Here is an 11,991-nt window from a genome sequence, read left to right as displayed (position 1 = left end):
ACATCCTAAAATATCATTCTTTTGTTCGAAGCATCAATATCATAACCTGACCAAACAATCGATAACTCTCAATGATGTACCCTTTGTATGTTGATTGTGTAAGCAGTTCTGATTCGGGGATGACGCCGCCTATGTAGAAGAATCTTCCCTCCGGATCCCGGTGTTTATTGGAAAGGTCAAGCAATTCGATGCTGTCGCGCACGGCGAAGTAATTGAGTGGTTTCAAGAATCGAGACATATAGTCATTGTTTCCAAGGAGGCCGATACTTTGTTGAGGCAAGGATTCTTCCATATAACTCATCATATCTCGTACCTCGGTATAAAATACGGTTTTCGAGTCACTTGCCGAACCGTGAGCGAGCTTTTCCGACCATGAGACAATTGAACGTGTATTGCCCGCGACAAGAATGATTATCAAGGCGAGCAGTAGTATCTTGAATATCACACTGATTCTTCCCGATTGCCCTCCAAGGAATTTCATCCATAGCCCGAGGAGAACAAACGGAATGAAAAAAGAAGTAATATAGTAACGCGTGGAAACTTGTGTGATTATGGGAACACTCATTATGAAAGCAACCAGAGCGTAAAGTCCCGCAAAGAAAAGAAAGTCTCGCCGTCTATCATTATCTTCCCGCTGCCAGTAATAACCGAGCAGTACATACCCGCCAAAGACCAGGATAAATCCAAGAATAAAAGTTATTCGCAACTCCGTATCATGTGGACGCAAGACAGATTCCCAGACTTCGCATTTCCCAAGGTTTCCCCATGACGAAACAATGTAGGCGCTTGATTGCACCTCACAAGCAGTTGCTTCATCCATATTTCTCAGCAACATGTTTTCGCCATCTCCTGATGACGTCTTTGTAATAGCTTTGAGGAAGCGGTTGACATTCGAATAGTTGTGATTTGCATCGCGATATATCTGCGCCCAATTCATAACCAGGAAGCATGCAACAAACAGTACGAGTCCTCGCCATGAGAAGAGTCTGCGTTTGATCCAAATAAGAAACCCGACACCGGCAACAGCTGGAAGAATAAATATGAAGAGCGTATGCAATTGAATGGCAATTCCCATTGAAATACCCAAAAGTGCCGGCCAGAGAAGCTTGTCCTTCCTCTTGGGATCAAGCACCTCAAGAAGCGAAAAGAGAAAGAGAGCTGAGAAAAATGGGGCGGCATTCGGATTCCAAGCGAAGCGAGCGTATTTCACAAGAAAAAACGATGAGCTCATGAAGAAAGTAAGCACGAGCGATATTTCAGCGGCAAAGTACTTCCGCATCAACAAGAAAAACAAAGGGATGGCAAATATCGAAAAGAGGAGATCCGGATATGCCAAATTGTACGGTTCGGACCCGAAAAGCAGGCTGGAAAGATACTGCCAGTGATACGCTATCGGGCCAAGCTTGAATCCTGTGTTTCCGGATTCGGCACCGAGAAACGGCAGTGACTTCTCTCCGGAGAGAACATCATCGATAAGTGCTGCATCGCGCGCCTGATCCGGAGAGAACTCCATCCATGATTGAAAGTGGAAAGTTCGAAGAAACAGGCCAAGCACAACAATACTGGCGAGGAGTATATATTGGATACGCTTTCTGCTTCGTATTTTTTCCTGCCATATTTTCCAGACACTCATATCACTTTCAAAAAAATAACTCGTTCAACTTCTCATCATTGCGAAAATTTTCACTTCTCAAGAAAATTTTCTTCCAAAAAAATCATCTCTTCATCACGCTCGGGGTGAAACAATATTTCAATGGATTTTTCTTTCGGATATCCTTTGAGAACATCGAGTGATCTTATCCAATCGAAACTGACCATTATATCCGATGAGGCAATGTTCGCTCGAGAGAATGACCTCTTATCTACCAGCCGAAGCGTATTGAGAATATATGAAACCGCTGCGCCTCCCGGAAATGATTCTCTCCCAAATCGAATAAACGAGATGTGATATTTCCGCGCTAAATAGAGAGCATGCTTGAAGTATGGCGGGAAGAAATGAGTGTGTTCATGCGAGTTCAATCCGTCGGGATACTTTCCAAACATGGAATGGAAATCGAGAATCTGCGCTTCCCAGCGAGCAGCAACCTGAGCCGGTCGGTTCTCTCCGAAAAAGAGGTTCTTCATAAATGTGAGAGTTCTTCGGAATGCACCCGCAGCAAGTTTTCTATTGGGGTCGATATCATCGCGAAGCTCGGCATGAAGATCGATTTTTACGGCCGATCTCGCGAGACGATCCAAAGATTCTTTGGTTGCACCTCCCTTTGTCATAACGGCTACACGATCAAGCACTCCCGCCTCGGCAAGCTTCAAGATTCGCTCATTCGCTTTTTGACTAATGCCGAAATCATCTGCGGCAAAGATCATGTTTGACTGCTTCTTCATAACTGCTCGCTAAATGAGATAGAGACAATACGCTTGACGCTTGGAATTTCGTCATCTACGTACTTGGAAAAGAGTAAACCGTCCGATTGTTTTCCAGTCTATCACATCGGGGTTTTCTTTGAGGAAATCATCGGCATGCTTTGTGTTGTCAACAATAAATTGAGGAAAAGTATCTGTTTTTCCATTCTTCTGTTGGATAATATCGATTCCCTGCTTTTCCGTAAAGTACCGAATAGATTTCAATGCCTTGAAAAGATATCTCGAATCTCCTCCAAGCGAGACTGTATTCGAATCTCCCGAACGGCTGACGATAAAATCCGCAGCTTCTTCGACTTCACGAAGCAAGACATTGTCCATCCCCGCTTCGGAATGTTTGTCCAAGTATGAGGCATATTCGGAAAAGGATTGCTGTACCGCATATACATTGGCGAGTATCAATATCGATGAAATAGCCGCTATTCCGACAAATGCCCAACGCGGAAAGACCTCGACAAAGAGGTTAAACCAGAGACCGAGCAATATAAAGGGCAGAAATACGGTCACGAGGAAGAATCGCATTGATATTTCATTGGCAAGCGGAATGAACAAAAGAAATGAAAGTAAAAGAAACGCCATGTTTATTATAAGAAAATATCGTTTTGACGCCTCTCGCTCACGATAAAATGCCCGAAAAGCAAGTGCTATCCCGCCAAAGAAAAGAAGAATGCCTCCGGCAAAAAATATTCCATTAGAGCCATTTCTGATAGATTTCGTATCGCAAGTGTCGGAAATCTCGTGCGAAGTTAGGATATACACGCTTCCCTGAACGAAACAAACCGAGTCTTTTACGATGTTCTTTGAAAAACCGGATCCTTTCTCTTCTTTTGCATCAATCCCGGAAAAGAATGCCGACAGATTTTCTCCGCCCGTTCGAATCTCACTCAGTATCTGTCCGGCATTCAGGAGAACAGCCACTGTTGAGACTACCAGGAATACTCTTCCGAGACGTTCTCTTCGTAAGAATGCGAGATATCCGAATGTAAGTGCGGCCGCTATAGGAAACAATATGAGCGTCAACGTGTGCAATTGAACACCGACACCCAGCGCGACTCCCAAAATGATGCTCCATACCACCCCGGCCTTTTCCGGAAATGCCAGAAGACGATGCAAAGAAAAGAAAAAGAGCAGCGTCCAGAAAGGCAATGAATTCGGATTCCACGCAAAGCGAGAATACTTCACTCCATAGAAAGAAACCGCAAAGAGAGCTGTCAGGAAGAGCGCAGTCTTTCTCTCGAAATACAGACGCAGGAAAGCGTAGAGAAGCGGGATGGCAAGAAGAGAACTTATGAGGTCAGGATACGCCATTGTGTCAGGCCGATTTCCGAAGAGACTCGCAGAAGCAATTTGAAAAATATAAAATGCCGACCCGAGACGAAACTCTGTTCCGCCAGCTTTCGGACCGAGGAGCGGAGCCGGCGTTTTCCCTTCAACAACATCGCTCACAATACCGGCATCCCTTGACTGATCGGCATTGAATCGAAGCCAATCATGAAAATAAAACGTGCGCAAAAATATTCCGATGATGAAAATCGCCGCGAGGACGAATACGGATGGGGAAATTTTCCGAAATGTACTGACAAAAGAATTCATAGTCAGAGAAAGGCTCGTGGTGAATGACCTGCGTTACCCATGTACCGTTTGGCGAATATCAAATTCAACTCTCTGTATCAGCAGCGATGACAATAACCGCTCATTCTTGCACTCGGTACTTCACGCTTTGCAAGTGATATATGCCTATCTGCCCGAAATCTCGATAATCAAGCACATCATATCCTTTGGCAAAAGACGGGTCTCTTCGATCAGAGGGCCGGTAGACGAAGAAATAAGGGATTTCCGAAACCGGAGGCCGCTTTCGCTTGGCCAGATGAATATCAAGACCTTTCTGTGCGGCAATATATTTGAGCGGTTTATAATACGTTGAAAAGTAAGCCGTCCCTCCGGCAAGATTCGCCTCCGTCCATGATCCGGAACGCTCTCTCATATAGTCTACCATGCGTTCCGCTTCACCAAGCACGACAAATCCCGGATTTCCACGCGTCCCCGATGCAAGTTGAGACGCCTCAATGCCAATCGCTCGGACATTGAGCAGTGCTGACGTGGCAATAACTGCCCAAACAACTGTTCGAGCAAAAGGAAAAGAATACTTCCGAATCCGCACAAGAATCAATCCAAGCAGAATAAAAGGAATGAACGTCGCATGAATAAAATACCGAAGCGGCGCTCCTATGATAACTGAAAAAAGAATGAGAAATGAAAGTCCCGTATAGATGAAAATAACGAGAAGAAATTTCCGTCGCTTCGGATCCGCCTCAGTGAAAACAAGGAATGCTAGCAGTCCATATCCTATCGCAGAAAAGATGACACTGAGCATGATGCTGCCATATGCAAGCAGTAAAGAGAAACCGCCTGAGAATCTCTCCGGATGGTCAATGAGGGAGAGAAAATTGCAATTACCGTGATGTCCAAGTGCCGAAAGCATATGTGAATTTGCCTGTGCATGACAGAGGATATCTGTTTTGAGACTTTCTGCAAATTGCGAGCTGCCACTTCCCGAACGATCAGTGAGCGCCTTGAAGAAGAGTTTGGTATTTTTTCCATGAGTCTGAACTTCACTGATAGCTTGAGGAATATTCAGTGCGAAAGCTATGGCGACAATGCTGACGAGACGCACTATGGCCCCAATATTCTTTTTCGAAAAGATAAGGAACATGCCAAGCAGCATTGCCGGGAACAAGAAGAGTAATATCGTATGCAGCTGCACTCCGATACCGATCGCTATGCCGAGTGCGAATATCCATCGCCACTTGGTCTTCTCGTCCGCTTCCATGAACTCTGTGAGAGAAAGCAGGAAAAGCCCGACAAAAAATGGGATCATATTCGGATTCCATGCAAAGCGGGAATACTCGACTATGTAAAAAGAAATCGAGTAAAGCCCGGTAAGTGCAAGTGAGAGATTCGTCTCAAAGAGTTTTCGGAACAAGAAGAAAGCGAGCGGAATCGTCAGAATGGAAAACAAAAGATCCGGATAGGCCAGCGTATCGGGGCGCACACCAAAGATATGCGCCGATGCTATTTGGAAATAGTAGTAGACGGGACCGAGATCAAACCGGGTATTTCCCGCCTCCATACCAAGCAGTGGCCAAGGCTCCACTCCATGCACCACGTCGCCCACCAGCATAACATCACGAGCCTGATCCGATCCGAAGTGAAGCCACTCCCGAAAGTGATATGTGCGGATAAATATGCCGACCACCACAATACCACAGAGAATCCAAGCAGTTCGAAATGCTGAGGGCTTCCGAAACATAATAAAACATCGATCTCTGAAATTCATCCACTTCACATTCTCGATTTACTCTTCCCCGGACAGTGCCGGGAGAATATCCCTCCAATAACTTCGGTCGCCCTCGCCTTCCCGATCAACCTCTTTATTCTCTTTATATTTGAACGTATCGGAAATATGACGATTTGGGAAGTTTATCTCCGATACCAGAAGCTCACCGAATTGTTTTGAATCAAGAATGATACAGTCTCCTTCGGACAACTTCAGTTTTTTGGCAACATCTTTCTTGCCGTTCTTTGCTGGCGTGATTGCGAAAAATTGCGCCGTCGGATCCTCATTTATCGTAAGCGATTCGACGCGAAGCAAGCTGTCTCCATGCGAGCGCAAAAGAAACTTGATCGGGCGCTGATGCTCCGGTTTCACATAATAGTAGAGCGTATTTCCTGGTTTCATGCGAGCATATGCCCAGTCCGCCGCACCTCGCAGTTGCCCGAGTGTTACGCCATCCTTGGTTTTTAAAATAAGAGTCCGCTTTACCGGGATCGCTTTCGTTTGCGCCTTCGCCTGTTCTCTAAACCACAGGAATGTGCCATGAGCATTGAGCGCTACGATACCTAGTGTCAGTAAAATCGATACGGGAAACACTCGCCTGCCAAATCGACTTTCAAGAAATTCATAGAGAAATCCCAGAAAAAGAAACGGGATCGCAAAAATCACAATGTAGAAGCGCGGTCGAAGCTGAAAGGAAACCGGTTCCGTGAGCACGACAAAAACGCCGATCCAGAGAAGTGCAAGCGCTAGAAAATCACGGCGGAGAGTATTATCCTCCCTTCTCAGTCCTCGAACTGCCAATATCGCTCCGACAAGAAATATCGTGGCCGTGAGAACAATAAATGGCACATTCTCTTGAGAATCGACGTCGCCGGCATAACATTCCGATGTGAGCAACAGGCAGGAATACTTCAGATTTTCTGTCACCGTCTTCTGAAGTTTCTCAACAAGGGGTTTCTTTTCCGCTTTCGATCCGAGCGCTTCAAAGAAGTTCCTGGTATTTTCTCCGCCGCGAAGACTGTCACTCAATACAACCGGCGTGTAGAAAAAAGCGAATATCCCGACAACTATAGCTGAGAATACGGCGAACTGTCGAAGGGATTCTCTGTGAAACATTGTCTGCCAGGATGTTTTCCTCCAAATGCGCCCATGAAAGAGCACGAGGAGTCCTGAAATACCCAGTAAACTAAAAAATCCGAAAAAATGGAGTTGTGAACCGATAGCACTGCCAACAGCCCAAAGAGCTAGCCAGCGGCATTTTGATGAAAATCGCTCCTCATTGAGAAATCGCAGGAGTCCATAGAAACTCAATAGAATGAAAAATTGCAACGAGTTTGGATTCCATGCAAAGCGAGAGTATTGAATCACCAGAAACGAGAAAGCGTACATCGCCGTTACCATGAGCGCATGGCGTTTCTCAAAGTAAAGGCGGGCAAACGCGTACAGGAGAGGAATCGCCGCGATTGAGAAGAATACATCCGGATACGCAAAAACCGATGGCTCCGACGAATGGAACAAGATGCCGGCAAGATACTGAAAGTAGTAGTATATGGGACCCAGGCGCAGAAACCCGCTCTTGAGTTCTACCGCACCGACCCGGGGACCGAGAAGAGGAAGACTGCTCGGCCCATTTTCGAGAATATCGGTAATCAGAAGCGCATCTCGCGCTTGGTCCATCTTGAAATAGAGCCACTCGTCCAAGGAATAGGTCCGCACGAAAATAGCGCCAAAAAGTATGGCGAGCAAGGCAAGAGTCCATCTGTACTGTCTCAGAATATCCATACAAACGCGTACGGCAATATGAGACATTCTATCATTCTCCTCCGTCGTTCGTAAAGCCGAAAGATGCTCTGAAAGCCTGAAATTTTTGCAAGCCGAGGGAATTTCTTGTATCATTCGGGTATTGCCAAATGTGTAATTTCTCGATTTTTTCATGAAACTCAATTGCCGAAAGTGCTTCGCGCCGCTTGTTATCGTTGCCGTACTTGCCATAAACTTAGCGCTCGGACTGTCGCGTCTCGAGTCGTATTCGGCAGTTGATGAGCCCTACTGGACATACCAGCGAACACCGAAGTTTTGGAAGGCGATCGCCGAAGGAAAATGGCGATCCACCAATATCAATGACAAACCCGGCATCACGACCGCAATCCTCTCCGGCGCCGGACTTCTTACAATAGACCCCCTTCCCTACAAGGGTCTGCGCGATAACGTAAAAACCGATGAAGAGTTTCAAGCCATAAATGATATCAACTTCTTCTTCCGTCTGCCCATTTTTCTTTTTTGTCTCCTCTCTCTCCCATTCTTTTTCATTCTTCTTAAAAAACTCTTCGATGAAACGACCGCTCTCATCGCCTTTGTTTTTATAGGATTCTCACCGATCCTCCTCGGAATCTCGCTCATTATCAACCCCGACTCGCTTCTCTGGATATTTCTTCCGCTCTCGACACTGAGCTATTTTGTTTTCCAGAAAAGCGCTGAAAAAAAGTACCTCTATGCAAGCGGAGTGCTCCTCGGACTCTCTCTTCTTACCAAATACGTCGCCAATATTCTCTATATATTCTTCTTCGCACTTCCCTTTTTGGAGTACATCCTCTCTCAGGAAAAACCGGATCTTCGAACCTACATAAGACAATCAGCTCTTCATTACCTCATCTTGGTGAGCATCTCTCTGGCGACATTCTTTGCGCTTTTCCCTGCGACATGGAAGCATCCGGAAATGGTCTTCGAAGGGACATTCCTTAGCAAGGCTTTCGAGAGCACCTGGCCGCTTTTTGCAAGCATCATTGCGCTTATTGCGCTCGACGCTGTTTTATTCAAGAACAAATTTACTGCCGCTATTTTGCACACCCTCTCACGATATCGAATACTTTTTATTCGAATGGTTTTCATATTCTTTATTGCTGCTATTCTTTTCGTCTTACTGAATACGCTCAACGGCATGAGTCTCTTCAATACCGATGCCTCGCTTGCCTCTCCGAAAGGCTCCGGAGGAGACAGCTCACGCTTGTATATTTTTACCGACACTGTCGTTGCCGATTTATATAGTCTTATGTTCGGCATTTCGCCGTTTGCGCTTATTACTCTGGTTGTAGCGCTTGTTTTTGGCTCAACAAAAAAGTATATAACGTCACAAGAAACAAAAATAGCTTTCTTTATCACGCTCTTTATCCTTCTCTACTACGTCGCGTCAACCGTCAATCACGTAGTTGCCACCATACGCTACCAAATAACCATCTTCCCTTTCGCTTTTATTCTAGCTGCTCTTGGCATTGCTTTTCTTCTCAAGTCCGAACGCCTTCGTAAGCATTCCCACACCTCCCTTGCCGCAATATCAGCGGTGGCACTTCTTTCATTCATCAGCCTTTTCTCCGTCAAGCCGTACTATTTCGCCTACACATCATCTCTTCTTCCGGAACCCTATTTCGTCAATTTGAAGGATATGGGCGATGGAAGTTGGGAAGCCGCCGACTTTCTCAACCACCTGCCAAATCCCCGCGAAATCTCCATATGGGCGGATAAGGGGGCTGTCTGCGCCGTCTTTATCGGGGAGTGCCGCACCGGACTCAGTCAGAAAGATTTGCGAGATCTCCATTTTGACTATGTCGTAGTCTCGTCCGGGCGTCGATCCAGAACCACAAAGCTTTCTCACCCCGGCAGCGATCCTATTGATTTCAAAAAAGCATATGCAACCGAAGAGACCTCAAAGACGTTCGTTATCGGCAATCGCCCGGAAAATTTTGTGAAAGTGATTCCCGCCGAGCAACTCCTTTTAGGAAACCCATCCTCGGAATAAATAACTCTCGTCCGCCATGATTCAGCAGCGTCGAACAGCCATTCTTCTCCTCCTTTTTGCTCTCTGCATTGTCGGAGTTATCCTTGGAGGTTGGAAACTGTTCGGAGACCGGATACGAACAATATTCTCATCATCACAGGATTTTACGAGAGAAGCTTCTCCCGAAGAAACACTGCCGACCGAACCGGAAATCCCTCGGGAATTCCCGGATATATCGCAATCCATTCCGCTGGCAACATCGATTGCCACACTTCAGACACTTTCCGGTGGCTCGCTCAGTATTGAGGAAACGGGTTTTCCGGACAGAGTTTGTTCCATCGCCGACTACGGTGCGAAGGGTGATGGCATCACCTCCGATACTGAAGCGTTTCGGAAAGCGATAGAGGACTGCGCCAGTACCGGAGGCGGGACCGTCCAAGTTCCCAAAGGCACCTGGTTCACCGGAGCGATACATCTCAAAAGCAATATCAATCTTCACCTCGAAAAGGGATCGACCATTCTTTTCAGCACGAACTTTGAAGAGTATCTGCCGGTCGTTTTCTCTCGCTTCGAGGGCATTGAATATTACAACTATTCCGCTCCTATCTATACTGCCAATGCTTTCAATGTTGCCATTACGGGTGAAGGCACGCTCGATGGACAAGGCGCCGTTTGGTGGGAAGCGATGCGTGACTGGAACAAGTCTATCAAAAATCTCTACCGAATGGGCGACGACGATGTACCCGTGTCCGAGCGCGTTTTCGGAACCGTCGCAGACGCTCTTCGCCCGGCATTCATCGAATTTATGAATTGCCACCGCGTACTCGTCGAGGGCGTCACCATACAAAACGGTCCCATGTGGACGATTCATCCGCTCTACAGTACACATATCATTGTTCGCGGTGTTCATATTGAGACCAGTGCCGGACCAAGCACCGATGGCGTAGCACTCGACTCTTCAATAAATGTCCTTATTGAGGATAACGTTTTCAGTACCGGCGATGATGCCATTGTCCTCAAGTCAGGAAGAAATAGTGACGGTCTCCGTGTTCGAGAACCAACGGAAAATGTCTTAATCAGAAATAATTCCATACTCGAAGCGCATGCCGCTGTCGCCATCGGGAGCGAGATGTCCGGCGATGTGCGCAATATTTTCATTGAAAACCTTTCCGCAAATATGGTTCAGTATGGGTTCCGCATCAAGTCCTCAAAGGGCCGCGGCGGAATCGTAGAAAATATCCACGCCAATATAGTGAATATCGACTACGCCTCCATAGCTGCGGTACAACTCACAACCGCCTATGAAAACTCCTTTATCAAAGGCCGCGGCGCTATCCCCCTCTTTCGCAACATCGCCATCGAAGATATGTCTGTCGGGAAAACCGATCGCTCAATAGAAATCAACGGGCTCGTGGAACAGCCGATTATTGACGTTGTTTTCAAGAACGTCAAAATTTCCTCGAAATGGGGCGCTCAAATAGAAAAGGCGGAATATATCACTTTTGACAGAGTTACTGCCGTCCCCACCAAGGGCACGGTCTTCGATATCAAGGATGGCGCCAATCTCTCGTTCATAAACACCAAGTGCCCTCTCGTCCGCAAAGACTGTCTCACGATCTCCGGAGCCGATTCACACAACATAGACATGCAAGCAAGCGGCTTCGCCAAAGATTCCGTCACTTTCTCTGAAGATGCAAACAAAGACGCTCTCCTCTCGGAAACTGAGAGGAGTGATTCTTAAAGCATCCCTCATTCCTCATTAGATGCAATATATATGGAAACAACATACATCGACAAACTGGCCTTTATTGAAATTCTTAACCGGAGAGTCTTGGAGACGCGTAGTTATGGAAAAGACGCTTGGTACATTCCGGGAGGAAAACGCGAGAATAATGAAAGCGATCAAGAAGCTCTGATGCGAGAAATGAAAGAGGAGCTGCAGATCGACATCATTCCCGAAACTCTCAAGCACTACGGAACCTTTGAGGCACAAGCTCACGGAAAACCGGAAGGAACTCTCGTAAGAATGACTTGCTACCAAGGAAAATACTCAGGGAAGCTTGCGCCCAGTGCTGAAGTGGAACAAATGGATTGGTTTGACTCCTCGAGACGAAATGAGATATCGCCCGTGGATCAACTCATCTTCGATGATCTGAAATCAAAAGATCTCATTGATTGATCTATGAATAAAGATAGACTCATTGCGCTTTTCGGTTGGTACGGAACAGTCTCCATCATTCTCTCGCCTATGCCCTGATAAGTTTCTCATTCCTGACACCAACGAGTATTGTGTACCAGCTTCTCAATGGAACAGGCGCACTCGGTATCGTCGCCATCTCCTTCCATAAGAAGACATATCAGCCAGGCGTGCTGAATGTTCTCTGGGCCATTATCGCTTTTTTCGCAATTGGAAAGATTTTGTTCTGACTTCTCTGGTACCTATTTTCGGCAAGACAAAAAAAGA

General features: G+C 46.4%; 9 protein-coding genes. 4 read left to right on the top strand and 5 right to left on the bottom strand.

What is annotated here, in order from left to right; translation table 11 throughout:
* Positions 1 to 13: 13 nt before the first annotated feature.
* The 5 genes from IPK84_00170 to IPK84_00150 form a co-directional block, all read right to left on the bottom strand.
* Positions 14 to 1,633, bottom strand: coding sequence for a glycosyltransferase family 39 protein (locus IPK84_00170; GenBank protein ID QQS15772.1), 1,620 nt, complete (start codon positions 1,631 to 1,633; stop codon positions 14 to 16).
* A 50-nt stretch (positions 1,634 to 1,683) separates the two neighbouring features.
* Positions 1,684 to 2,382 (bottom strand): ChbG/HpnK family deacetylase, encoded by a 699-nt coding sequence (locus tag IPK84_00165; GenBank protein ID QQS15771.1) that lies wholly within the window; start codon positions 2,380 to 2,382, stop codon positions 1,684 to 1,686.
* A gap of 51 nt (positions 2,383 to 2,433) precedes the next feature.
* Complete coding sequence (locus IPK84_00160) at positions 2,434 to 4,011, bottom strand: glycosyltransferase family 39 protein (protein QQS15770.1); 1,578 nt, start codon at positions 4,009 to 4,011, stop codon at positions 2,434 to 2,436.
* A 100-nt stretch (positions 4,012 to 4,111) separates the two neighbouring features.
* A complete protein-coding gene (locus tag IPK84_00155; GenBank protein QQS15769.1) occupies positions 4,112 to 5,728 on the bottom strand; it encodes a glycosyltransferase family 39 protein in 1,617 nt (538 codons plus the stop codon).
* A gap of 45 nt (positions 5,729 to 5,773) precedes the next feature.
* A complete protein-coding gene (locus tag IPK84_00150) occupies positions 5,774 to 7,537 on the bottom strand; it encodes a glycosyltransferase family 39 protein (protein ID QQS15768.1) in 1,764 nt (587 codons plus the stop codon).
* A 151-nt stretch (positions 7,538 to 7,688) separates the two neighbouring features.
* On the opposite strand from IPK84_00150, the gene IPK84_00145 reads away from it, so the two are divergent.
* From IPK84_00145 to IPK84_00130, 4 genes are read left to right on the top strand one after another with little or no spacing between them, the layout of a single operon-like run.
* Positions 7,689 to 9,548 carry a glycosyltransferase family 39 protein gene (locus IPK84_00145; GenBank protein ID QQS15767.1) on the top strand — a complete coding sequence of 620 codons (1,860 nt, stop codon included), beginning with the start codon at positions 7,689 to 7,691 and terminating at the stop codon, positions 9,546 to 9,548.
* A gap of 16 nt (positions 9,549 to 9,564) precedes the next feature.
* A complete protein-coding gene (locus tag IPK84_00140) occupies positions 9,565 to 11,268 on the top strand; it encodes a glycoside hydrolase family 28 protein (protein QQS15766.1) in 1,704 nt (567 codons plus the stop codon).
* A gap of 33 nt (positions 11,269 to 11,301) precedes the next feature.
* Positions 11,302 to 11,706: an NUDIX domain-containing protein gene (locus IPK84_00135; GenBank protein QQS15765.1), complete on the top strand. Its 405-nt coding sequence runs from the start codon at positions 11,302 to 11,304 to the stop codon at positions 11,704 to 11,706.
* Between the two features lie 35 nt (positions 11,707 to 11,741).
* Positions 11,742 to 11,954, top strand: coding sequence for a hypothetical protein (locus IPK84_00130; GenBank protein ID QQS15764.1), 213 nt, complete (start codon positions 11,742 to 11,744; stop codon positions 11,952 to 11,954).
* Positions 11,955 to 11,991: the final 37 nt, after the last annotated feature.

Source organism: Candidatus Moraniibacteriota bacterium (assembly GCA_016699875.1).
Taxonomy (GTDB): Bacteria; Patescibacteriota; Minisyncoccia; order Moranbacterales; family UBA1568.
This window is presented reverse-complemented; position numbering and strand designations above follow the sequence as displayed.

Bases quoted from the DNA above. Each gene is read 5' to 3' on its own strand.
- IPK84_00170 (QQS15772.1), bottom strand. From the start codon at position 1,633: ATGAGTGTCTGGAAAATATGGCAGGAAAAAATACGAAGCAGAAAGCGT.
- IPK84_00165 (QQS15771.1), bottom strand. From the start codon at position 2,382: ATGAAGAAGCAGTCAAACATGATCTTTGCCGCAGATGATTTCGGCATT.
- IPK84_00160 (QQS15770.1), bottom strand. From the start codon at position 4,011: ATGAATTCTTTTGTCAGTACATTTCGGAAAATTTCCCCATCCGTATTC.
- IPK84_00155 (QQS15769.1), bottom strand. From the start codon at position 5,728: ATGTTTCGGAAGCCCTCAGCATTTCGAACTGCTTGGATTCTCTGTGGT.
- IPK84_00150 (QQS15768.1), bottom strand. From the start codon at position 7,537: ATGGATATTCTGAGACAGTACAGATGGACTCTTGCCTTGCTCGCCATA.
- IPK84_00145 (QQS15767.1), top strand. From the start codon at position 7,689: ATGAAACTCAATTGCCGAAAGTGCTTCGCGCCGCTTGTTATCGTTGCC.
- IPK84_00140 (QQS15766.1), top strand. From the start codon at position 9,565: ATGATTCAGCAGCGTCGAACAGCCATTCTTCTCCTCCTTTTTGCTCTC.
- IPK84_00135 (QQS15765.1), top strand. From the start codon at position 11,302: ATGGAAACAACATACATCGACAAACTGGCCTTTATTGAAATTCTTAAC.